21 protein-coding genes are annotated in these 23,199 nt (G+C 68.3%); 10 read left to right on the top strand and 11 right to left on the bottom strand.

Annotated elements, in window-relative coordinates; all coding sequences use genetic code 11:
- Nucleotides 1-25: 25 nt before the first annotated feature.
- From L1280_RS03680 to L1280_RS03645, 8 genes are all read right to left on the bottom strand, one after another.
- Nucleotides 26-1,156, bottom strand: a complete 1,131-nt coding sequence (locus L1280_RS03680) for a site-2 protease family protein (protein WP_253580720.1) — start codon at nt 1,154-1,156, stop codon at nt 26-28.
- A complete protein-coding gene (gene dxr / locus L1280_RS03675) occupies nt 1,153-2,316 on the bottom strand; it encodes a 1-deoxy-D-xylulose-5-phosphate reductoisomerase (RefSeq protein ID WP_253580719.1) in 1,164 nt (387 codons plus the stop codon). Before dxr ends, L1280_RS03680 begins: the two co-directional genes overlap by 4 nt.
- Nucleotides 2,317-2,433: 117 nt before the next feature.
- Nucleotides 2,434-3,264 carry a phosphatidate cytidylyltransferase gene (locus L1280_RS03670; RefSeq protein WP_253580718.1) on the bottom strand — a complete coding sequence of 277 codons (831 nt, stop codon included), beginning with the start codon at nt 3,262-3,264 and terminating at the stop codon, nt 2,434-2,436.
- A gap of 88 nt (nt 3,265-3,352) precedes the next feature.
- Nucleotides 3,353-3,904, bottom strand: a complete 552-nt coding sequence (gene frr / locus L1280_RS03665; protein ID WP_253580717.1) for a ribosome recycling factor — start codon at nt 3,902-3,904, stop codon at nt 3,353-3,355.
- Nucleotides 3,905-3,991: 87 nt separating this feature from the next.
- Complete coding sequence (gene pyrH / locus L1280_RS03660; RefSeq protein ID WP_253580716.1) at nt 3,992-4,702, bottom strand: UMP kinase; 711 nt, start codon at nt 4,700-4,702, stop codon at nt 3,992-3,994.
- Between the two features lie 221 nt (nt 4,703-4,923).
- Nucleotides 4,924-5,721 carry a translation elongation factor Ts gene (gene tsf / locus L1280_RS03655; protein ID WP_253580715.1) on the bottom strand — a complete coding sequence of 266 codons (798 nt, stop codon included), beginning with the start codon at nt 5,719-5,721 and terminating at the stop codon, nt 4,924-4,926.
- Between the two features lie 95 nt (nt 5,722-5,816).
- Nucleotides 5,817-6,614 carry a 30S ribosomal protein S2 gene (gene rpsB / locus L1280_RS03650; RefSeq protein WP_253580714.1) on the bottom strand — a complete coding sequence of 266 codons (798 nt, stop codon included), beginning with the start codon at nt 6,612-6,614 and terminating at the stop codon, nt 5,817-5,819.
- A 150-nt stretch (nt 6,615-6,764) separates the two neighbouring features.
- On the bottom strand, nt 6,765-7,622 hold the full coding sequence (locus L1280_RS03645) for an aminoglycoside phosphotransferase family protein (RefSeq protein ID WP_253580713.1): 858 nt from the start codon (nt 7,620-7,622) through the stop codon (nt 6,765-6,767).
- Here L1280_RS03645 and L1280_RS03640 point away from each other — a divergent pair.
- From L1280_RS03640 to secA, 6 genes are all read left to right on the top strand, one after another.
- Nucleotides 7,621-8,430, top strand: a complete 810-nt coding sequence (locus tag L1280_RS03640; protein WP_253580712.1) for an undecaprenyl-diphosphate phosphatase — start codon at nt 7,621-7,623, stop codon at nt 8,428-8,430. The two genes, L1280_RS03645 and L1280_RS03640, sit on opposite strands and share 2 nt — an antisense overlap.
- A gap of 12 nt (nt 8,431-8,442) precedes the next feature.
- The gene (locus L1280_RS03635; RefSeq protein ID WP_253580711.1) at nt 8,443-9,486 is read left to right on the top strand and encodes a heme-dependent oxidative N-demethylase subunit alpha family protein; all 1,044 of its coding nucleotides are present in this window, start codon (nt 8,443-8,445) and stop codon (nt 9,484-9,486) included.
- Nucleotides 9,483-9,929, top strand: a complete 447-nt coding sequence (locus tag L1280_RS03630; RefSeq protein ID WP_253580710.1) for a ribonuclease domain-containing protein — start codon at nt 9,483-9,485, stop codon at nt 9,927-9,929. Before L1280_RS03635 ends, L1280_RS03630 begins: the two co-directional genes overlap by 4 nt.
- Nucleotides 9,926-10,324, top strand: coding sequence for a barstar family protein (locus tag L1280_RS03625; RefSeq protein WP_253580709.1), 399 nt, complete (start codon nt 9,926-9,928; stop codon nt 10,322-10,324). The genes L1280_RS03630 and L1280_RS03625 overlap by 4 nt, the downstream gene beginning before the upstream one ends.
- 46 nt (nt 10,325-10,370) lie before the next feature.
- Nucleotides 10,371-11,381, top strand: a complete 1,011-nt coding sequence (gene tsaD, locus L1280_RS03620; RefSeq protein ID WP_253580708.1) for a tRNA (adenosine(37)-N6)-threonylcarbamoyltransferase complex transferase subunit TsaD — start codon at nt 10,371-10,373, stop codon at nt 11,379-11,381.
- An 82-nt stretch (nt 11,382-11,463) separates the two neighbouring features.
- A complete protein-coding gene (gene secA, locus L1280_RS03615; protein ID WP_253580707.1) occupies nt 11,464-14,079 on the top strand; it encodes a preprotein translocase subunit SecA in 2,616 nt (871 codons plus the stop codon).
- Nucleotides 14,080-14,145: 66 nt separating this feature from the next.
- Here secA and L1280_RS03610 read toward each other — a convergent pair whose 3' ends face one another.
- The gene (locus L1280_RS03610) at nt 14,146-15,183 is read right to left on the bottom strand and encodes a diguanylate cyclase (RefSeq protein ID WP_253580706.1); all 1,038 of its coding nucleotides are present in this window, start codon (nt 15,181-15,183) and stop codon (nt 14,146-14,148) included.
- A gap of 473 nt (nt 15,184-15,656) precedes the next feature.
- Between L1280_RS03610 and L1280_RS03605 the strand changes: the two genes are divergently transcribed.
- The 3 genes from L1280_RS03605 (at nt 15,657) to L1280_RS03595 (ending at nt 18,764) form a co-directional block, all read left to right on the top strand.
- On the top strand, nt 15,657-16,919 hold the full coding sequence (locus L1280_RS03605) for an ABC transporter ATP-binding protein (RefSeq protein ID WP_253580705.1): 1,263 nt from the start codon (nt 15,657-15,659) through the stop codon (nt 16,917-16,919).
- Nucleotides 16,920-17,069: 150 nt separating this feature from the next.
- Nucleotides 17,070-17,825 (top strand): ABC transporter substrate-binding protein, encoded by a 756-nt coding sequence (locus L1280_RS03600; RefSeq protein ID WP_253580704.1) that lies wholly within the window; start codon nt 17,070-17,072, stop codon nt 17,823-17,825.
- A gap of 156 nt (nt 17,826-17,981) precedes the next feature.
- Nucleotides 17,982-18,764, top strand: a complete 783-nt coding sequence (locus tag L1280_RS03595; RefSeq protein ID WP_104990508.1) for an amino acid ABC transporter permease — start codon at nt 17,982-17,984, stop codon at nt 18,762-18,764.
- A gap of 67 nt (nt 18,765-18,831) precedes the next feature.
- On the opposite strand, the gene L1280_RS03590 is transcribed toward L1280_RS03595, so the two are convergent.
- Both L1280_RS03590 and L1280_RS03585 read right to left on the bottom strand, forming a co-directional pair.
- Nucleotides 18,832-20,994, bottom strand: coding sequence for a TRAP transporter permease (locus tag L1280_RS03590; RefSeq protein ID WP_253580703.1), 2,163 nt, complete (start codon nt 20,992-20,994; stop codon nt 18,832-18,834).
- Nucleotides 20,995-21,066: 72 nt separating this feature from the next.
- A complete protein-coding gene (locus L1280_RS03585; RefSeq protein ID WP_253580702.1) occupies nt 21,067-22,032 on the bottom strand; it encodes a TAXI family TRAP transporter solute-binding subunit in 966 nt (321 codons plus the stop codon).
- Nucleotides 22,033-22,276: 244 nt separating this feature from the next.
- On the opposite strand from L1280_RS03585, the gene L1280_RS03580 reads away from it, so the two are divergent.
- A complete protein-coding gene (locus tag L1280_RS03580) occupies nt 22,277-23,032 on the top strand; it encodes an amino acid ABC transporter ATP-binding protein (RefSeq protein WP_104990511.1) in 756 nt (251 codons plus the stop codon).
- Nucleotides 23,033-23,199: the final 167 nt, after the last annotated feature.

Raw genomic sequence — 23,199 nt, 5'->3', positions numbered from 1 at the left:
CAGCCCGGCCCCTCCCCCTCAATCGTCAGAAAAAGCGGCTCACGTCCCGCACCACCACGAACACCATCAGCAGCATCACCAGCGCGAAGCCCGCGAGGTTGATCGCCTGTTCCTGCGAGAAACTCAGCGGGCGGCCCCGCAGCGATCCCACCAGCACCAGCAGGATGCGCCCGCCGTCCAGCCCCGGAATGGGAATCAGGTTGAAAAAGGCGAGTGACAGGTTGAGCAGCGTGGCGATCTGCACCAGCGCCCAGAAACCCACACTGGCCGCCTGGCTGACGATCTCGGCGGTGCCGATGGGACCGCTGACATTCTCGTCGCGCGAAAGGTCCAGGGTGAAGAAGCGGGCGAACAGTCCCCCGAAGGCCCGCAGAATCTGGGGCACGGCCTCGGTGGTGGTCGTGACGGCGGTGGCAAAAGCGTTGGGCACGCTCAGGCGCTGGTACGTGACCTCCGGGCCGTAGCCGATGCCCAGGAGCTGCCGTTCGCCATTCACCCGCGCCTGCCAGTCGAAGGTGACCTCCCGCGTCTCTTCCCCCCGCTGCACGGTCAAAGTCTTGGGGCCGCTCGTCGCCAGCAGGTCGCGCACGCCTTCCCAGCCGGGCCGGGACTGGCCGCCCACCGTGCGCGTCTCGGGGATGTCCCGGCCGTTCAGGGCCACGATCACGTCCCCTGGACGCAGGCCCAGCGCCTCGGCACGGGAGCCGGGCTGCACCGACTGCACGCGGGCGCGGTCGGAAATGGGCACCGCCACCCCCTGCCCGGCGAAGGTGGCCGTCATCAGCCCCAACGCAAGCACCAGATTCATCAGCGGCCCGGCCAGCAGCACCGCGACCTTGCCCCAGGCGGGCAGCGCCGCAAAGCCCCGCGTGGCCTGCCGGAGGCCGCCCTGCCCGTCCTCCTCGGGGGCCATGCCGTCGATCTCCACATATCCGCCGATGGGCAGCAGGCTCAGCCGCCACTCGGTCCCGCGCCAGCGCCGCTTGAACAGCACCGGCCCCATCCCCACGCTGAAGGAATGCACCGCCACCCCCTGCCACCGCGCCAGCGCGTAGTGCGCCAGTTCGTGTAGGAAGGTCGCCACCCCGATCAGGAGCAGCGTCCACAGCAGCCCCACCGGGGTCAGCGCCGCCGCGATGCTCTGGAGGACACTCACGCCCCCACCCCCGCCGCCAACTCCCGCGCCCGGACCGTCGCCCAGCGGGTCGTTTCCTCCAAGGCGTCCCAGGTCAGCTCGCCCGGCGGCGTCTCGTTCAGCACCCGCTCGATCAGCCGGGAAATGTCGGTGAACCCGATCTCCCCGGCCAGGAAGGCGGGCACGGCCACCTCGTCGGCGGCGTTCAGGGCGGCGGGAAGCAGGCCCCCGGCTTCTCCGGCCCGGTACGCCAGCCCCAGGCAGGGAAAGCGGGCGTGGTCCGGCTCGCGGAACTCCCACTGTCCGGTCAGCGGCCAGCCCCGGTGCCCCGCCACCTCCGGTCCGCGCCGCGCCCCCTGCACGTCGCCGGGGCGGGTCATGCCGGTGGGGGCGGCGTCGATGGCGTAGGCGATGGCGAGCCGCATGTCGGTCGGCCCGAACTGCCCCTTGAGGCTGCCGTCCCGGAAGCGCACCGCCGCGTGCAGCACGCTCTGCGGATGCACGACCACGCCCACCTTTGACAGCGGCAGCCCGTACAGCGCCGCGCATTCCATCACCTCCAGCCCCTTATTCATCAGGGTGGCCGAGTCGATGGTGATTTTCTGACCCATGCTCCACGAGGGGTGCTTGAGGGCCTGCTGGGGCGTCACCGCGCTCAGGTCGGCAGGGCCATCCCGGAAGGGGCCGCCCGACGCCGTGAGGATCAGCTCGGCCACGTCGTCCAGATGCTCGCCGGTCAGGCACTGAAAGACGCCCGTGTGCTCGGAGTCGATGGGCACCAGCCGCCCACCCCCGCGCCGCGCCGCCCCCCAGATCAGGTCCGCCGCCGTGACCATCGCTTCCTTGGTCGCCAGCGCCACCGCCCGCCCCGCCTCCAGCGCCGCGCGGGTGGGGGAGAGGCCGGGCAGCCCGCTCATGGCGTTGACGACCACGTCGGCCTCCAGGGTGGCGAGTTCGGCCGGGTCCGCAATGACGCGCACATCTCCGAGGCGGGCGCGGGCCTCCGCATAGGCCTCCGGCGCCACACTGACCACCTCCGGGCGGAACTCGCGCACCTGCGCCTCCAGCAGCTCCAGATTGCGCCCCGCCGCCAGCGCCCCGACCTGCCAGCCGCGCTCCCGCGCCACGTCCAGCGTCTGCGTGCCGATGCTTCCCGTACTGCCCAGAACCGTGAGCTTCACGGGCACAGCATGGCGCACGGCGGGGGAGTGGATAGTGGGAAGTGGTCAGTGGAAAAAAGAGGAAGCGGGAGCGCAAGCCTATGCCCCGGCCCCCACTCCCTACTTCCCACTCCCCACTTACCGAGGAAACAGGCTGATATTCAGAAACAGATACGTCGCCGGAACCGCGAACAGCAGCGAGTCGAGGCGGTCGAGAAAGCCGCCGTGGCCCGGCAGGCTGCTCCCCGAATCCTTGGTCTTCAGCGCCCGCTTGATCAGGCTCTCCGACAGGTCCCCGAGCTGCGAGGCGCTCGCCACCAGAATGGAGAGCAGCAGGGCGTCGAGGGGCGAGCCGATCTGGGTGAGCTGGGTCATCGCCAGCACGATCACGAAGCTGAAGGCCAGCCCGCCGATGGCCCCTTCCACCGTCTTGCCAGGGCTGACCTCCGGGGCCAGCTTGCGTCGCCCGAAAAAGTGCCCGCCGAAGTAGCCTCCGATATCCGCCGCGAAGGTCGCCAGCAGCGGCAGCGCGAAGTACAGCAGGCCCGCCTCGCCGTCCGGCGTGTAGCGCAGCAGCAGGAAATAGCCCAGCAGCCAGGGGATATACAGCAGCCCGAACAGCGAGTACACCACCCGCTCCAGCGGGCGCTCGCCCGGGCGCATCACCTCCATGACGAGGAGGTACCCCAGCGCTACTGTCAGCACGACCTCGCGCCAGGAGCCGCCCTCCCACGGGGGCGCCGGAAGCATCGGCAGGCTCGCCACGATGATCGCTGCCCCGAAGACCCCCAGGGAGACCCGGCGCACGTCGATGTCGTTGCGGTCGAGCATCCGGATGTATTCGAACAGGCCCATCACCGACAGCACGACGAGGGCGGGTAGCAGCGCCACCCACCCGATCCAGACGACCACACTGACCACCGCGAACCCCACCACCGAGGTGAGGACGCGGGTGCTCAGCGATTCCACGGCTGCCCCCGACAGGCTCGCCGTTCGTGGCGTGGGGCGCGGAGCCACCCGGCGGTCCACCCGCCCCACGCCACCGGCCCCGAGCCGCTCACCCGAGGATTTCCTGCTCCTTCTTGTGGAAGGTGCTGTCCACCCGCGCGATGTACTCGTCGGTGATCTTCTGGACCTCGGCCTCGCCGCGCTTGATGTCGTCGTCGCCCACGCCCTCGACCTTCTTGACCTCGTCGAGCGCCTGCTTGCGGATGCTCCGCACGGCCACCCGCGCTTCTTCCGCGTAGTTCCGGGCATTCTTGACGAGGTCCTTGCGCCGCTCCTCGGTCAGCATGGGCAGGCTGATGAAGATGGTGTCGCCCTTGTTGTTGGGGTTCAGGCCCAGGTCGCTGTCGCGGATCGCCTTCTCGATGGGGTTCAAGGCCCCCCGGTCCCAGGGCGTGATGACCAGCGTGCGGGCGTCGGGCGTGGTGATGCTCGCCACCTGGTCGATGGGCATGGTGGAGCCGTAGTAGTCCACCAGCACCTTCTTGAGAATGCCGGGGTTGGCGCGGCCCGTGCGCAGCACCGAGAGGTTGTTTTCCAGCGCCTCGATGGCCTTGCCCATGCGTTCGCGGGCGTCGGCCTGAATGGATTTCATGTCTGCCATAGGAATGTCTCCTTTGCGGGGGATTCTAGCGGGAGCAGGGGGCCAGCGGCACCGTCCGTGAAAAAGAGGTGACCGCGCCGCGCCCGCTCAGGCGCTCTGAATCAGCGTCCCGACCCGCTCGCCCCGGAACAGCCGCGCGAGGTTGCCTTCCTCGAACAGGTCGAACACCACGATGGGCAGCCCCTTATCCATGCAGAGGGTAATCGCGGTGGCGTCCATGACCTCCAGCCGCTGCTCGACCACGTCCATGTGGGTCAGCGTGTCGAAGCGGCGGGCGTCCGCGTGCTTGCGCGGGTCTTTGTCGTAGACGCCGTCCACCTGATTCTTCGCCATCAGGACGACCTCAGCGCCGATTTCCAGTGCCCGCAGGGTGGAGGTGGTGTCGGTCGTGAAAAAGGGTGCCCCGTTGCCGCCCCCGAAGATCACCACGCGGCCCTTTTCGAGGTGGCGCATCGCCCGGCGGCGGATGTAGGGCTCGGCCACCGCCTGCATCTGGATGGCGGACATCACGCGGGTGGGCTGTCCGGCCCGCTCCATCGCGTCTTGCAGGGCCATCGCGTTCATCACGGTGCCCAGCATCCCGATGTAGTCGGCGGTGGCGGCGTCCATGCCTGCCCCGTTGCGGGCGCCGCGCCACAGGTTGCCGCCCCCGATCACGATGGCGAGTTCCACGTCCGTTCCGGCGCGGGCCTCCACGATCCGCCGGGCGAGCGCCGACGCCTCCTCGGGGTTGATGCCGAAGCCGGACTCGCCCGCCAGGAACTCACCGGACAGCTTGAGCAGTACGCGTTTGAACATAGATGGACCTCGGAAAAACTTCTGGTGAGTCGAAGACGAACCCGGGTGAAGTGGGAAAAAGTCGGGCGGAATCGGAGCCGCTCCTGCGAAGGAAAGGGGAGTCCAGCAAAACGCCCAGCCGGGCCGGGGGCCGCTGGGCGTGGGGAGGGAAAAGCAGCAGGAGCGGCCCGTGAAGGGGTGCAGAAGAAGGGCGGCTCCCTGTGGGCCGCCCCCTCTCACCTTTACGCGCCGATCTCGAAGCGCACGAAGCGCTTGATCTGGGCGCCGTCCAGGTACTTCGACACCGTGAGGCTCTGGTCCTTGACGAACTTCTGCTCGGGCAGCACCTTCTCCTCGTAGAACTTGCCGATCTGCCCGGAGACGATCTTGTCCACGATCTGCTGGGGCTTGCCCTCGTTGAGCGCCTTGTTGGTCAGGATCTCGCGCTCCTTCTCGATGTCGTCGGCGTTCACCTCGTCACGGGTGAGGTACTGGGGGCGCTCGGCGGCCACGTGCAGCGCCACGTCCTTGGCCTTCTGGGTGTCGCCGCCCGCGAGGTCGACGAGCACGCCGATCTTGCCGTTGGAGTGAACGTACCCGGCGACCGTATCGCCCTCGACGTAGGCCACGCGGTTGAGCACCAGGTTCTCCCCGATCTTGCCCGCCGCCGCCGCGACGGTGTTCGCCACGGTGTCGCCGCTCTCCAGGGTGAAGTTCTTGAACTCCTCCACGTCGTTGGTCCCGGCTTTCAGGGCGGCCTGCGCAAGCCCCTCGACCAGCGCCTGGAAGTCCGAGTTGCGGGCCACAAAGTCCGTCTCCGAGTTCACCTCGACGATGGCGGCGCGGTTGCCGTCCACGACGAACTTCACCAGGCCTTCCTTGGCTTCACGGTCGGCCTTCTTGGCGGCCTTCACGATGCCGCGCTCGCGCAGCAGGGCGACGGCCTTGTCCTCGTCGTTGCCCGCGTCGGCCAGGGCCTTTTTCACGTCCATCATGCCCGCGCCGGTCAGTTCGCGCAGCTTCTTGATCGATTCCATCATGGTGCGTACCTCCTAGGAGTGGATTGTTGCTGAACAGTGGGGGCGCACCGAACCTGTGCCGGACGCCCCCGAATGTGCCGAGTGGCCCCCCTGGCTCAGCCCGCGCGGCCCTGGGTCGAGGTCAGTTGGCTGGTGTCGCCCTCTTCGCCCTGCTCGGCCGCGTCGATATCGGCGTTGCCCTCTTCCACGCGCCCGCCGGACACGTCCTCGCCGCCGCCACGGGCCTCCACGATCAGGTCACCGATGCGGTGCGTGATGAGCTGGATCGAGCGGATCGCGTCGTCGTTGCCGGGCACGATGTAGTCGATGACATCGGGGTCGGAGTCGGTGTCGGCCAGCGCGATCACGGGAATCCCGAGCTTGTTGGCCTCCTGCACGGCGATGACTTCCTTGGTGGGGTCCACCACGAAGATCGCGTCGGGCAGGCGGGTCATCTTGCGGATGCCGCCCACAAAGCGCAGCAGGCGCTCGCGCTCGGAGCCCAGGGCGATGCGCTCGGCCTTGGGGCGGTCGTTGATGCGCCCGGACTCGAACAGGTCGTCGAGTTCGTTCAGGCGGTCGATGCGGGTGCGCATCGTCTTGAAGTTGGTCAGCATCCCGCCGAGCCAGCGGCTGGTGACAAAGGGCATCCCGGTGCGGCGGGCTTCGAGTTCCACGATCTCCTGCGCCTGCTTCTTGGTGCCGACGAAGAGAATCACGCCGCCGCGCTCGGAGAGGTCCTTGATGTAGTCGAAGGAGCGGTCGATCTGCTTGAGGGTCTTTTGCAGGTCGATGATGAAGATGCCGTTGCGCTCGGCGAAGATGAAGCGCTTGAACTTGGGGTTCCAGCGCTTGGTCTCGTGCCCGAAGTGCACGCCCGCTTCGAGCAGTTGCTTCATGGAGATGTACGACATGGGGACTCCTGAACGTTGGTGGGACAAGTTTGCCGTCCTCGTGCCAGCCTTCCGTCTCGGTGACGTTCTTGCGGCCAGGCCCATCCACGACGTTCCAGCGTAGGTGGGCAGGGGTCACGGGGGCACCCAAACGGAGAGTGTAGCAGATGATCAGTCGTTCAGCGCGGCGACGGCGAGGGACGCGACAGCGAGGGTTCGCTGTGCCTGCCCCTCCTCCCCGTCCTCCAGATGCCACGCGGCCGAGAGTCCCGCGTAGGCGAGAATCCACTGGAGAAGGCGTCTGTGGTCCAGCCCCGCCGCCTCCGCCACGACGGTGGACTGGCGGGCGAGGCGGCCTGGGGTGGCGGCAACCTCCAGATCGGGATTGCAGAAGAGGTTCGCGTAGTCGAAGCCCCGCTCCCCGATCAGCCCCTTAGGGTCGATGGCCAGCCAGCCCCGCTCCCGGCTGTGCAGGACGTTGCCGTGGTGAATGTCGCCGTGGAGGGGCCGCAGGTCCTGCGGGTGGCCGAGAAGGTGCCGGGCCGCTTCCAGCGACAGCGTGAAGATGCCGCCGGATCGGGGTGCCGCCTCCTCCAGAGAGCGGAACCAGCGGGTCAGGGGTGTCAGCTCAGGCCACGGCTGCGGGCGGGGTGTGTGGAGTTGACGGACCACCCCGCACAGCACCCGGCTCGCCTCGTCGTCCCACCCGGCCCGCACCATCTCGGTCAGGAGAAGGTCGCCCTCGACCCGTTCCAGCAGGAGGGCGTCTTCGTGGTGGCGCAGCACGCGGGCCGCCCCCTCGCCCCCGTACCAGACCATCAGGCGGTGCCCGACCCGTTCCTCGTCCACTCGCGCGACCTTGAGCATGGCGGGCTGGCCCTCGAACCGCACGGGCAGGAGGTCGCTGCTGTGGGTGTGGATAGGCTCGCCGTCAGGCGTCAGGCCCCAGCCCCGCAGCCACGGCGAGAAGGGCTGACTTTCGGGGGACGTGCCTGTCCCGGTCCCAGGTGTTAGGCTCCGCCCCGACATGGATTGGTTCTACGCCATCATTTACGGGATCGTCGAGGGCATCACGGAGTTCCTGCCCATCAGCTCGACCGGCCACCTCATCCTCACCGGGAACCTGATGGGGGTGCCGTGGAGCAAGGAGGTCAAGGACGCCTTCGAGGTCGTCATTCAGGGCGGCGCGATCCTGAGCGTGCTGGTGTACTACTGGCGGGACTTCCTGAAGCTGCGGCACATCGGCCACGACCGCGAGCAGCAGACCCTCTGGACGGGCGTGCTGGTCGCCACGATTCCGGCCGTGGTGCTGGGCCTGCTGTTCGGCGACCTGATTCAGGAGAACCTGTTCAACCCGACCGTGGTGGCGTGGGCCTTGATCGTGGGCGGCGTGCTGATCTGGCTGATCGAGAACCGCCGGGTGCGGCCCGACGTGCATGCCATCGAGGAGATCGGGGTCCGCAAGTCCCTGCTGATCGGCGTGCTGCAATGCCTCGCGCTGCTGTGGCCGGGCTTCTCGCGTTCGGCGAGTTCCATCCTGGGCGGCATGGTGCTGGGCCTCGACCGCCCCACGGCGACCAAGTTCAGCTTTTACCTCGGCGTGCCTACCCTGGGCGGCGCGGCCCTGCTGAACCTGATTCAGGACCGCGAGGTGATCTTCGGGGAAATCGGCCTGCTGAACGTGCTGCTGGGTGCGGCGACCTCCTTCGTGGTGGCCTACCTCGCCATCGGCTGGCTGCTAAAGTTCGTCTCTACCAACGACTTCAAGGGCTTCGCGGTGTACCGGGTGATCGTGGGCGTGGTCATTCTGCTGCTGGTGGGAGCTGGGCGGCTGTAGCACAATCAGTCCGTGTTCTCCGACCCGCCGACCGTGTACCGCCCCTTTATGGAGGGGGTGTATCGCGTGTCGGCGGGCCTGTTTCGGCTGGGCGCCCAGCCGATCCCCTGGCGGGAGGATGGGCGGGCGGAAGGACACACCTTCGCCCTCGACCGCGACTATGGCCGCTTCGTCGCCAGTAAGGTGGCCGCGCACCGCCGCGCCGCGCACGAGTACCAGGGCGAGGCGGGGCTAACGCCAGAGCTGCGGGAGGCTGCCCTGAGCCATGTGGCCCGGACCCTCGCCGCCGAGAGCGGAGGTCTGATGATCTGGGACGGGCGGCGCTTCACCAACCGGACGCTGGGCTGGGCGGCTGAACTCGGCCTGCGGTGGGGGAGTGTGGAGGGGCTGACCCGCTTCGACGCTCCGCTGGCCTCCCTGGTGGCCGAAATAGCGCCCCTGACCGCGCTGGACTTCCTGGGCCTGAACGCTCCCGAGGACCTCGCCGTGGTCGCCCGCGCCCCGGAGGGAGGGCGCGACTGGCTGGCCGCCGCGCACGTCCTCTCACCGCAGCACTGGGACCCGCGCGACAAGCTGGGGCGCGATTTCGTGGCGGTGCATGCCCCGGTCGCCGGAAGCGGGCCGATGAACGCCACCGCGCCCCGGCTGGTGGAGGCCGTCATCGCCCGTGGCCCCTTCGTGCGCTTTGCCTGGGGGGTCGCCATGAGTGGCCGCCTCGATCACCACCCCGCTGCCCCTCCCGACGCGGACCGGGCGGGGGAGACGCGCTTTGACCCTGACCGCGCCTTCCTGCGGGTCGAGCGGCAGACGCTGACGGGTTTTCCATCGGCGCACGGGGCGCTGTTCACCATCCGGCCCTACGTGTGCCCGCTGCGGGAGGCGGTCGCTACCCCGGAGCAGGCCCGGCCCCTCGCCGCCGCGCTGCACTCCATGACGCCGGAACAGGTCGCCTACAAGGGGCTGACCCACCTCCTGCCCGAGCTGCTGGCGTGGCTGGACGAACAGGGAACGCTCAAGGAGGCGCGGGGCGGCCCTGCCCTACACTCCGGGGCGTGAGCTTGCGCCGTCTCCTGCCCCTGGGTGCCCTGCTGCTGGCCGCTGCGCTGGGAGCGTGCGACGTGCCTGCTGCCGAGTCCCAGATGGGGAAGGCGGTCCCGGCCCAGACCCGCGCTCCGGCCCCGGCCCGGCCCGCCCGTGACCCGGTCAGCGGCCTGCCCTGGATCGAGGTCGCCGCTCTGCCCCCCGAGGGACGGCGCACTCTGGGCCTGATTGCCTCGGACGGCCCTTTTCCCTACCGCAAGGACGGCAGCGTGTTCGGCAACCGCGAGCGCCTGCTGCCCCGCCAGCCCCAGGGCACCTACCGCGAGTACACCGTGCCCACTCCCGGCGAGGATGACCGGGGAGCGCGGCGCATCGTGTGCGCGGAGCGCGAGCCGCCCACCGCCGAGTGCTACTACACCGCCGACCACTACGCCTCGTTTCGGCGGATCGCTCCATGATCAATGTCTTTCAGGCGCCGCCGCAGGGCATCCAGACCGCTCCCCACGACCCGCGCATCCTGGCTGCCGGGCACCAGGTGGTGCTGCGCGAGGTCAATTTCACCGAGGTGCGCGACAAGGACAGCCTGATGCTGGCCTTCCTGCGCGGCCTGGCCCTCACCGAGAACTTCGGGCGCAACTGGGACGCGCTGTACGACGTGCTCACCGACCCGGAGGCACGGCCGGAGCGCTTCGCCATCCTGCTCACCGACTATTCCGCTTTCCGTGCCCGCCAGCGTCAACTCGGCCCGCAACTGGAGAGCGTGCTGCTCGACGCCCAGGCCGAGGCCACCCGGCAGGGGCGCTCGCTGTGGCTGCTCGCGGAGGAAGCCGGGCACGACCCACGGGCCTGGTAACCCCGGCGGCGGTGCGGCCCGCCGCCCCCTGCTATCCTCCCCCGCGATGAACGCCCGCCCCGGTCCCACCCGCATCCTCGGCATCGACACCTCCTGCGACGACACGGGGGTGGGGGTGGTGGAACTCGCGCCGGATGGCGGGGTACGGGTGCTCGCCAACCGGGTCTGGTCCCAGACGATTCACGCGAGCTACGGCGGCGTGATGCCCGAACTCGCCAGCCGCGAGCATGTCGAGCGCATCGACGCGGTGACCGGGGACGCGTTGGCCGAGGCCGGGCTGACGGTGGAGGACGTGGACGTGGTCGCGGCGACCTCCGGCCCCGGCCTGGTGGGGGCGCTCCTCGTCGGGCTGATGTACGGCAAGGGGCTGGCGCAGGCGCTCGGCGTGCCCTTCTACGCTGCGCACCACCTCGAAGGCCACATCTTCGCGGCGGCGTCGGAGGCCGACTTGCGCCCGCCCTACCTCGCGCTGGTGGTGTCGGGTGGGCACACCCACCTCTTCGACGTGCCGCGCGAGGGCGACTACGTGCTGGTGGGGGCCACCCGCGACGACGCGGCGGGCGAGGCCTTCGACAAGATCGCCCGGCTCGCGGGCCTGGGCTACCCCGGCGGCCCTGCCATCAGCGAAGCGGCCCGGCGCGGTGACCCGGAGGCGGTGCCCTTCAAGGAGCCGCTGAAGGGCCAGAAGGGCTTCGACTTCTCCTTCAGCGGCCTGAAGACGGCGGCGCTCCTCGCCCACCGCGCCGGGGCCAGGCCCGAAGACCTCGCGGCGGGCTTCGAGCGGGCGGCGGTGAGCTTCCTGCTGAAAACGACGCTGCGGGCCGCGCATGCGCACGGCCGGGACATGGTGGTGGTGTCGGGCGGCGTGGCGGCCAACCGTGCCCTGCGCGAGGCGTTCACGGCCAGTCCCGTTCGCGCCATTTTTCCTGGCAAGGGGCTGAATACCGACAACGGCGCGATGATCGCGCTTGCGGGCGCGGCAGCGTTGCGGGCGGGACGCTCGCCCAGCCCGCTCAGCGAGGGGGCGGTTGCCTACGCACCGCTCGCCAACGCCTGAGCCTGACTCGCTCAACTTTCTTACAACCGACTTACTGAACTCTGGCGATGGGCGCACGGCCCACGCGCTATACTCGCGTGTCATGTTCCGTGTCCTGAACAAAGTGTTCGATAACAACCAGCGCGACGTGGCGCGAATCGTGAAGACGATCGTGCAGCCCGTCAACGCGCTGGAAGAAGAAACGATGAAAATCGAGAACCTCGCGGAAGCCTTCATGGCGCTGCGAAAGCGCGTGCAGGAGGGGGGCGAGACCCTCGACGACGTGATCGTTCCGGCCTTCGCCCTGATTCGGGAGGCGGGTCGCCGCTCCATCGGCAAGCGGCACTACGACGTGCAGCTGATCGGCGGGGCCGCGCTGCACCAGGGCCGCATCGCGGAAATGCGCACCGGGGAAGGCAAGACCCTGGTGGCGACGCTGGCCCTCGCCTTGAACGCGCTGGAGGGCAAGGGCTGCCACCTCGTCACCGTGAACGACTACCTCGCCCGGGTGGGCATGGAGGAGATGGGGCTGCTGTACCGCACGCTGGGCCTGACGGTGGGTCTGGCGAGCCGCGACCTCCAGCCCGCGCAGAAGCAGGCTGCCTACGCCTGCGACATCACCTACGTCACCAACTCGGAGCTGGGCTTCGACTACCTGCGCGACAACATGGCCCAGAGCCGCGAGCAGCTCTCCTTGCGGGCGGACACGCCACTGCACTTCGCCATCGTGGACGAGGTGGACTCCATCCTGATCGACGAGGCCCGCACGCCGCTGATCATCTCGGGCGCGGCGGAAAAGGCCACTGATCAGTACTACCTCTTCGCCAAGCTGATTCGCCGCCTCCAGAAGGGCGAACCCGCCGAACCCGGCAAGCGCACGGAGCCGACCGGCGACTACACCATCGAGGAAAAGGGCAAGCAGGTCCATCTCACCGAGGGGGGCATCTCCAAGATCGAGCGGCTGCTGTCGCTCGGGGACCTCTACAGCCCCGAGAACATGGACAAGGCGCACATGATCGTGCAGGCGATTCGCGCCAAGGAGCTGTACCACCGCGAGAAGGACTACATCATCAACGAGGAAGGCGAAGTCGTCATCATCGACGAGTTCACCGGACGCTCCATGCCGGGTCGCCGCTACGGGGAAGGGCTGCACCAGGCGATCGAGGCCAAAGAAGGCGTCAAGATCGAAAACGAGAACCAGACGCTCGCCACGATCACCTACCAGAACTTCTTCCGCCTGTACAACAAGTTCGCCGGAATGACGGGCACCGCCAAGACCGAGGAGAAGGAATTTCTCGACATCTACGGCTCGGACGTGCTGGTGATCCCGACCAACCGCCCCATTCTGCGTCAGGACGCCGACGATCTGGTGTACCGCACCCGCATGGGAAAGTACGCGGCGGTCGTGAACGAGGTGCGCGAGATGCACGCCACGGGCCGCCCGATCCTGATCGGCACGGCCAGCATCGACACCAGCGAGCAGCTCAGTGCGCTCTTGCAGGAAGCGGGCATCCAGCATGCCGTCCTGAACGCCAAGTTCGAGGCGCAGGAGGCCAGCATCATCGCGCAGGCGGGCCGCAGCGGGACCGTCACCATCGCCACCAACATGGCGGGGCGCGGCACCGACATCATGCTGGGGGGCAACGCCGAATTCATCCTGGGCGAGGCCATCGAGCAGAATTTCGGCATCAGCCGCTTTGCCCCCGAGGCTGAGGCCTTTATCAAGGCGATCAGCCGGGGCGACCCGGAGGCCCAGAACCTCGGCATGCAAATTCCCGGCATGGTGCCTGACTTTATCCAGCAGGCGCAGCAGCTCCAGAGCGACACCGTGGCCGACCGCCAGCGGGTGCAGGAACTCGGCGGGCTGCACATCATCGGCACCGAGCGCCACGAGTCCCGGCGCATCGACAACCAGCTCCGGGGCCGCGCGGGGCGTCAGGGTGACCCCGGCTCCAGCCGCTTCTACGTGTCCTTTGAAGACGACCTGATGCGCCTCTTTGCCAACGACCGCGTGGTCGCCATGATGGACCGCCTGGGGATGGACGACTCCCAGCCCATCGAGGCCAAGATGGTCACCGGGGCGATCGAAAAGGCGCAGGCGAGGGTCGAGGACCGCAACTTCGGCATCCGCAAGCAACTGCTGGAATTCGACAACGTGATGAGCGTGCAGCGCGACACCATCTACGCCCAGCGCCGCGAGGTCCTGCTGGGCAGCGACGAGGATGTCGAGGAGTCGACCGAGGGCATGATCGCGGACTTCGCGGAGATGCAGCTCGCCTACTACGCGCCCCTGGACCAGTCGCCCGAAAGCTGGGACCTCGACACCCTGCGGACCAACATGGTCGACGCCGTGCCGCAACTGGAGGGCTACGACTTCGAGGCCCTGCGCGGTCTGAGTCCCGACGCGGCCCACGCCCACCTGATGGAGGCGGTGGCCGACACCTTCGATGCCCGCAAGGACGAGCTCAGCCCCACCATGCTCAACAGCCTGTCGCGGTACGTACTCCTGCAACTCGTCGACCAGCACTGGAAGGAGCACCTGCACGCGATGGACGTGCTGAGGCAGGGCATCGGCCTGCGCGGCTACGGGCAGCGCGACCCCTTCACGGAGTACAAGTTCGAGGCCACGAACATGTTCAACGACATGATCGACACCCTCAAGGGCGAGGTCACGAAGTACATCTTCCGGATGCAGTTCGGCCAGCAGGGCGCGGCGTAGGCGGGCACTTCAGCAGGGCAGGGGGGGCGGCTTCCGAGCGGGGGCTGCCCCTTTCCCGTGGGGAGGTCAGGCTGGCACACTCGGGGCAGCGAGGCTGATGCGGTCCCGGCCGGAGGTCTTGGCCCGGTACAGCTCGGCGTCGGCCCGGCGCAGCCACTCGGCCACCGAGTCGGCCCGACTCGCGAGGGCCACCCCGAAACTCGCCGTGACCGGGGGCACGCCGGGAACGCGCGTCCCGCGCACAGCCAGCCGCAGGCGCTCGGTCACGGCCCACGCCTCCTGCCCGTCGCGAACCCGCAGCAGCGCCAAGAACTCCTCCCCGCCCCAGCGGGCCACATGCTCGCCCGGCCGCAGCCCCTGTTGCAGGGCCGCGCCGACCTCCTGCAAGACCTGATCGCCCCGCTCGTGGCCGTGGTGGTCATTGATGCTCTTGAAGTGGTCCACGTCCAGCAGCACGGCCGCGAGGTCCCGCCCCGGCCCCACCTGCGCAAAAGCCCGGTGCAAGTGGTCATACATGGCGCGGCGGTTGTCCAGCCCCGTGAGGGTGTCAGTGAGCGCCAGCCGCTGAAACAGCCGGGCCTCCGCACGTTTGGCGCTCACCTGCCGCCCGTAGATGGACAGGTGCCCCACCAGCAGGCCGATCAGCCCCATTTCCGCCAGCAGGGTCAGGTCGCCCAGCCCCTCGCGGGTCAGACTCAGGGTACTGAAGGCGGCGTAGACGGTGACCGCGTACAGCACGGCCCACCATGGTGGCAGGATGCTGAATCCGGCGATAAAGAGAAACACCCCGATGAAGTACAGGCGCGGCGGAAGCGAACTCGGCGTTCCAGCCGCCTGAAGGAGCTGCACCGCCACGCTCAGCGTGGCCGCCGCCAGAATCGTGTGGTCCACCGCTTGCAACGAGACGCGTGGGTGCCGCAGCGCTGCCGCCGCCCCTCCGCACAGAATGGCCCCCACCACGGGTTCCCAGGTCATCCCCTGTGCGGGTCCGAGCCGCTCGGCCACCACGATCCCCACCTGAATCAGGCAGGCCAGGGCCGCCACGACCGTATAAAGCTGTCGCCTCACGGCTTCCGGGTCCGGGAGGATGGGCGAGCGAGACATGACGCCCAGGGTAGAGGGACCGCTCTGTCGAAATTCTGTAGGGGCCTCGCAGGCTGGGCGGCGCGGCTCCGGGGGGCTGAAGCCGTCCGGTCACCCATTCACCGTCGGGTGAACGACTTGGCCGCGGCGCCGAGCACGCGCACCACCGGGATGCAGGAAGTCTGTGACCTTCTGCACCGGGAGACGGCAGCCGAAGGGACGCAGGAGTCCGCCTGCCGGCGAAAAGCCAACGGCCCTGAGCTCAGGCGGGGCTCCTCCTTCAGGTGTGGCGGCGAGAACCGGCCCTGGGCAGGCCCCGCTCTCTCACTGGCTGGCCCTCCGCGTTTGACCGGGAGTGGGAGTACACTACTCCTGTCCGTTTCCGCGTCAGCGTTCACCCAGGTTCTAGGCGAACCCCGGTCGCCCGACCCGCTGCCCTGACCCACAGGCAGCACACTCACGGGCGAGAGCAGGGGCGTAAGGAGAAGAGCGTCATGGCAGAAGTCGTTCTGGAGAACATCAACAAGCGCTACGGCACCAAGCACCACGCGGTCAAGGACTTCAACCTCCACATTGAGGACCGCGAGTTCATGGTGTTCGTGGGGCCGTCGGGCTGCGGCAAGTCCACCACGCTGCGGATGATCGCGGGGCTGGAAGACATCAGCAGCGGCGTGCTGAGCATCGGCGGACGGGTGGTCAACGACGTGCCCCCCAAGGACCGCGACATCGCGATGGTGTTTCAGAACTACGCGCTGTACCCGCACATGAACGTCTACGAGAACATGGCCTTTGGCCTCAAGCTCCGCAAGACGCCGCGCGACGAGATCGACCGCCGGGTGCGCGACGCGGCCCGCATCCTGCAGATCGAGCACCTGCTGGGGCGCAAGCCCAAGGAACTCTCGGGCGGGCAGCGTCAGCGCGTGGCGATGGGCCGCGCCATCGTGCGCGAGCCGTCCGTGTTCCTGATGGACGAGCCACTTTCCAACCTCGACGCCAAGCTGCGCGTGGAAATGCGCTCGCAGATTTCTCAGCTTCACCGCCGCCTGGGGGCCACCATCGTCTATGTGACCCACGACCAGGTCGAGGCGATGACGCTCGGCAACCGCATCGTGGTGATGCGCGACGGCGTGATCATGCAGGTCGACACGCCCATGAACCTCTACGACTTCCCGCAGAACAAGTTCGTGGCCGGGTTTATCGGCAGCCCCTCCATGAATTTCCTGACCGCGCGGGTGGAGGGCGGCGACTTCGTGATCGGCGGGAGCCGCGTGGCCGCGATGGGCCGCCTTGCCCAGAGCCTGCGGGCCTACGAGGGCCGCGAGGTGCATCTGGGCATTCGCCCCGAGCATGTCGGCGTGATGGGCCACAGCGACCTTCCGCACGGCCAGAACGTGCTGCGCGGGCAGGTCGTGGTGGTCGAGCCGCTGGGCGCCCAGACCGACCTCGTGATTGACGTGCAGGGCCAGCACCTCACCGCCAAGGTGGAGGGCCAGGCCCCCCTCGAAGTGGGCGACGACATCGACCTGCTGATCGACCAGACCCGCCTGCACGCCTTCGACCACGAGACCGAGCTCGCCATCGACCGGGGCACCCCGACGGGCAAGCGCGGTCAGGCCGACACCCAGGGCCTGGGGTACGAGTACCCGGCGACCGGGCAGGGCCAGATGGGCATGCCTGCGCCTGCAGCCATGGCCTCCCAGGGCACCCAGATCAGCTCCGCGGCCCCCACCGTCACGGTGATTTCCACCAAGGACTGATTGCCCAAGAGGCCGAGGCACCTCACACCTTCCATCCGGGAGGTGGCTGGGGTGCTTCGGCTTTCAACTGCCTGACTTACGCCGCATTTTCTTCATGGAGAAACGCTAGAGTAGGCCGCATCGTCCCCAGTATTCCCCGGAGGTCCATCCATGAAACGAGCCCTGCTGACCCTGACCGCCCTCGCCCTGCTTGCCGCCAGCGCCGAAGCCCGCACCTGGGCCGACATCAAGAAGTCCGGCACCATCAAGATCGCGACCGAGGGGGCGTTCCCGCCCTTCAACCTGCTCAAGGGCAAGCAGCTCACGGGCTTCGAGGTCGAACTCGCCGAGGCGCTGGCCAAGCAGCTCGGGCTGAAGGTCCAGTGGACTACCCAGCCCTTCGACAACCTCTTGATCGGGCTGAATCAGGACCGCTACGACTTCGTGATCGCCAGCCACGGCATCAACCCCGAGCGGGCCAAGGCCGTGGACTTCGCCAACCCCCACTACTGCACGGGCGGGGCCATCGTCGCCAAGCCGGGTGGCCCGATGACCGCCGCCGCGCTGCGGGGCAAGAGCGTGGCCGTACAGGTCGGCACCACCTACCTCGAAAATGTCCGCAAGGTGCCCGGCGTGGGCGACGTCAAGACCTACCCCACCGACACCGCCGCGCAGGCCGCGCTGATGGCGGGCCGGGTAGACGCCTGGGTGGGCGACAAGTTCACCGGCATCGACCTCGTGAAGGCGCAGAAGGGCAAGGTCAAGCAGGGTGACCTGTTGTTCAACGAGCGGGTGGCGATGGCCGTCAAGAAGGGCAACGCGGGCCTCCTCAAGGAACTGAACGCCGCGCTCGCCAAGGCGCAGCAGAACGGCACCTACGCCAAGCTCAGCCAGAAGTACTTCGGGCAGGACGTGCGCTGCCGATAAGCCTGACGGCGGGTGCGTGGGGGAGGGGGCCGCTCGGCTCGCCTCCCCTTGACGTGCGGGCCGCTTGGGCAGCCTGTGGCTGTGGCATCATCGCGGAATGCAACAGGTGCTTCATTCCTTGGCGCCCGCGTGGGCTGATCTGCGCCGGAGCGCCGCGTGACCGCTCCCACCCGCAAGCCCCTGGGGGGGCTGGCCCTGCTGGGCTGGGTGGTCGGGGCGGCGGCGGCCTTCCTGCTGCTCTTTTACGTCATCACCCTGATCCTGCGCCAGATGCCCGACCCCATCGGCCCCCGCGCGGACCTCTTCGTGGAGGGGGCGAGGGTCACGCTGCAACTCACGGTGGTGAGTGGGCTGATCGGCCTGCTCGTCGGCATCCTGGCCGGAATCATGCGGACGAGTGCCCTGTGGATCGTGCGGGCGCCCGCCAGCCTCTTTATCTGGCTGATTCGCGGCACGCCGCTGCTGGTGCAGATCCTCTTCGTGTACAACGCGCTGCCGCTGATTCTCCAGGGCATCGGCATCGACCTCGAGCTCAACGAGTTCTGGTCGGCGGTGATCGCGCTGTCGCTCAACGTCGGGGCCTACAACGCCGAAGTGGTCCGCGCCGGGATTCTGGCGATTCCGCGCGGACAGACCGAGGCCGCCCGCTCGCTGGGCCTCAGCGGCGGGCAAACCATGCAGACGGTGGTGCTGCCCCAGGCGATGCGCGTGGTGGTGCCGCCCCTGGTGAACAACCTCGTGGCGCTGCTCAAGGACTCGTCGCTGGCGTCCTCCATCGCGCTGCTGGAACTGACCCTGGCCGGAAACCGCGTTTCCAGCGAGACTTTCCAGCCCATCCCGGTGCTGACCACGGTGGCCTGCGTCTACCTCGCCCTGACCACCGTGATGACGCTGTTCACCGATCAACTGGAGAAGCGCGTGAAGATCGCGACGCGGTAGGGGCGGTCAGCCTCCAACAAAAAGCCCCGGCCAAAGCTGGGGCTTTCTTGCTGAAGGTGGGCCGCTCCTACGCCACCGCCACCCCCGGCGGCTCGTTCCGGCTCCCGGCCTTCTGCCAGAAGTACACCCCGGCGACGAGCGCCAGCGCCCCGAGATTCCAGACCAGCGCGGTGGGGATGATCAGGATGAAGGAGGCGGCCAGCAGCGCCAGCGTCTGCACGAGGTTCGTACGGCGGTGCAGGTAGCGCAGGGTGGCGGCGCTGAAGGCCACCAACCCCAGGAACGCGAAGAGGATCATCGGCACCGCCTCGGTCCAGGGCAGCCCGCCGATCCGGTTGTTGGCGATCAAGAGTAGTGACGGGTTGAAGAACATCATGTACGCGAGCAGCGCCGTCCGCAGCTCGTACTGAAAGGCCTGCACGCCCGTCGCCACCGGGTTCCCGCCCGAGATCGCGGCGGCGGCGAAGGCGGCCAGCGCGACCGGGGGCGTCGAGTCCGCCATGATCCCGAAGTAGAAGACGAACATGTGGACTGGGAGCATCTGCGCCGGATTGCTCGTGTCCAGCCCCGCGATGCGGGCGATGATGGGCACGATCAGCGCACTCATCAGGATGTAGTTGGCGGTGGTGGGCAGGCCCATGCCCAGGATCAGCGCGATCAGTTGGGCCATCAGCAGCACGACCAGCATGGTCCCCATCGTCACGAAAGCGGCGGTGTCCACTCCCGGAAACAGGCCCGCGAGCGCCGTGAACAGCCCCCGGAACGCCCCGCTCACCGTCTCCACGATGTCGGCCAGCCCGAAGCCCAGCCCGGTGATCGTCACGATGCCCACGATGATTCCGGCGGCGGCGGTGGCGATGGCGATGCCGATCATGGACCGCGCCCCACCCTCGGCCGCCTCGACCAGCCGCTTGCCGCCGTCCAGCAGGCCGTGGCCGACCCCGCGCCCGTCCTGCCTTGCCCGCCACGCCTCCTGTACCAACAGCATGCCGATCATCAGGAAGATGGTGTTCAGCGCGACCCGCTCGGGGGTGGCCTCCGGGTTAATGGTCAGCGTGCCGATCAGGTAGACCAGCGGGATCAGGTAATACCAGCCTGCCCGCATCGTCCGGCGCACCGAGGGCAGTTCATCCTTCGGAAGGCCGCGCAGCCCCAGCTTGAGCGCCTCGATGTGGGTGACCACCAGCAGCGCCCCGTAACAGAGGAAGGCGGGAATCGCCGCCGCCAGAATCAGCGTGCGGTACTCAATGTTGAGGTTGCTCGCCATGATGAAGGCCGCCGCGCCCATCACCGGGGGCATCAGTTGGCCGTTGCTGGAGCTGGCGACCTCGATGGCCCCGGCTTTCTCGGCCGAGTAGCCCACCCGCTTCATCGTGCCGATGGTGATGTTGCCGCCCGTGACCACGTTGCTGACCGACGAGCCGCTGATGATGCCGTTCAGGGCACTGCTCAGCACGCTGGCCTTGGCGGGGCCGCCCCGGAAGCCGCCCAGCAGGCCCTGCGCGACGTTCATGAACCACTCGCCCGCGCCCAGCTTGTCGAAGATCGCCCCGAACAGCACGAACAGGAAGACGATCTGCGCCGAGACGCCGATGGCGGTGCCGAAGATGCCCTCGGTGTTGGCGAACAGTTGCCCCACCACCTGGGGCCACGTCTGCCCCGCGTGGAGCTGAAGCTGCGGCCCCAGGTCGCCCCGGATCAATCCGCGCGGCCCGGTCAGCGCGTACAGCATAAAGACGCTCGCCACGATGGGCATCGCTATCCCGACCGTGCGCCACGCCGCGAGCAGCAAGAGCACGATCAAGGCACTCCCCACCCACACGTCGGTCGGGTTAAGCGCCCCGCCCTGCACGTTGGCGATGGTGGGGTACTGGGTGATCAGGTAGACGGTTGTCGCCACCGCCCCCGCTCCCAGCATCCAGTCGTACCAGGGCACCCCCCGCTGCGCGTGCCCCGGCGTCTTGCGCGGGGTGAAGACCAGGTAGGCCAGCGCGAAGGCAAACCCGAGGTGCGTGGCCCGCAAGAGCAGCGTGTCCACCGTGCCGACCTGCGCGGCGTACATCTGAAAGCCGCACCACGCCAGCGTGATCAGGGTCACCAGCCAGCGGGAGAAGCCGAACAGTTGCCGCCCGCCCGTCTCGTTCGCCTCCACGATCTCCAGGGCGCGGCGCTCGCCCTCCGTCATCTCCAGGGCCGGGTCCGTGGAAATCGGCCTTGTAGGGTCACTCATAGATTCCTCATTTCCTGGGGAAAGGGAAGGGCCAGCCGCCCGATTCGACGCGGCTGGCCCCAGGGTCAGGGCTCAGCGGACGGTGACGCCCTTCTCGCGGAAGAAGCGCACGGCGCCGGGGTGCAGCGGGGCGGGCAGGCCCTTGACCGCCTTGGCGTAGGAGAAGTTCTGCGCGAGGGTGGGGTGCAGCGCCTTGAGCGCCTCCTCGTTGCCGAAGGCAGCCCGCATCGCCTTGTAGACGGCATCGGCCGACACGTCGGTGGTGGTGACCAGGGTCGCCTGCACCGCCACGCTGGGGACGGTGGCGCCCACGCCCTTGTAGGAGCGGGCGGGCACGTTGTAGCGCACGTAGAAGGGGTACTTCTTGATCAGCGCGGCGGCCTGGTTGCCCGCGACGGGCACCATCTTGATGTCCACCGTCTGCGCGATCTGGCTGATGGCGCTGGCACCCACGCCGACCGTATAGAACAGAGCGTCGGCCCGCTTGTCCTGCATCAGCGTGATGCCCTGCGCGGGCGAGACGCGCAGCGCCTGCCCGAGATCGTCGAAGGTCAGCCCGTAGGCTTCGAGCACCTGCCGCGCGGTCTGCTCCGTGCCCGAGCCGAGGTCTCCAATCACGACCCGCTTGCCCTTCAGGTCGGCAATCGAGTTGATGCGGGCGTCCTTGCGGGCGACCACGTGCAGCACCTCGGGGTAGAGGACCGCCATCGTGCGAATTTTGTTGTTCGCCTTGCCCTGGAAGGCTTGCAGCCCGGTGCCCCGGTAGGCGTAGTAGGCGACGTCGTTTTGCGTAACGGCGGCATCGAGTTCCCCGGTGCCCAGCGCCGTCATGTTGAAGACGCTGCCCCCCGTCGAGCGGGCGTTGGCGCGGACGCCCGTGTTCGCGTCGGTGATCAGCTTCGCCATGCCGGTGGCGACGGGGAAATACACCCCGGTGGTGGCCCCCGACCCGATGGTCAGGAAGGTGGTGCCCTGCGCGGCGGCGAGGGCGGCGGTGCCGAGAACGGCGGCGGTCAGCAGTCGCTTGCGGTGCTTCATGGGGTCTCCTTGGGGCCTGCCCGCCTGGGGGCCGCCTGCTCCGAATGGGAATGTGCGGGCAGCTTATCTCAAATGGCGACGCTTCCTGCGAAACCGCCGGGCGGGGCGAACAGCGGACCGGGACGGGCTGACGCTGACAGACGCAGCTCTGGCGCCCTCCCAGTTCTCACGGGGATGAACTCCGCGCACTCCCGGAGGAGCACCGGGGCGCCCCCCGGCCCGCCGTCCCCGCTAGACTGCCCCCATGACCCAGCCCGCTTCCTCCCCTGAGCCCATCATCGTGGCGCAGGACGTGCACAAGCATTTCGGCGCCTTCCACGCCCTGCGCGGGGTCAGCGTGACCGTGCAGCCCGGCGAAGTGGTCGTGGTGATCGGGCCTTCGGGCAGCGGCAAGAGCACCTTTATCCGCACCTTGAATGCGCTCGACCCCCACGATCAGGGGAGCATCGTCGTGGACGGCATCCCACTGCAAGGTGCCCGCAATCTCGACGCGGTGCGGCGCGAGGTCGGGATGGTGTTTCAGTCCTTTAACCTCTTTCCGCACCTCACCGTGCTCGACAACGTGACCCTCGCCCCCACCCGCGTGCGGCGCACGAGCAAGGCCGAGGCTCAGCAGCGTGCCCTGGACCTCCTGCGCCGGGTCGGGATCGAGGAGCAGGCGGGCAAGTTCCCCGCGCAGCTCTCCGGCGGCCAGCAGCAGCGCGTCGCCATCGCCCGCGCCCTGGCGATGGATCCCCGCGTGATGCTCTTCGACGAGCCGACGTCTGCCCTCGACCCCGAGATGATCAAGGAGGTGCTCGACGTGATGAAGGAACTCGCCCGCTCGGGCATGACCATGCTGGTCGTCACGCACGAGATGGGCTTCGCCCGCGAGGTGGCCGACCGCATCCTCTTTTTCGACGCCGGGCAGATCGTGGAGGACACCACGCCGGAAGCCTTTTACACCAACCCCCAGCATGAGCGGGCGCGGGTGTTCCTGAGCAAGATTCTGGGGCATTAGTGGAGGACCACAGGCAAGAGAAAGCTCATTTCTCTGACTGCCCGGCCTGTTCACCCCCTCCCGGCCTCCCCCCTCAAGGGGAAGGAGCAGAAAGCAGAAACTTACCCATTGCTGTGGTCCGTCCACTCAAGATTGCCGGTCGTCAGGGCCACCACCGCTCTCTGGTG

The sequence above is a fragment of the Deinococcus sp. HSC-46F16 genome (genome assembly GCF_024171495.1).
GTDB lineage: Bacteria > Deinococcota > Deinococci > Deinococcales > Deinococcaceae > Deinococcus.
The sequence above is the reverse complement of the archived record's forward strand: the minus strand, read 5'-3'. Positions and strand labels throughout refer to the sequence as shown.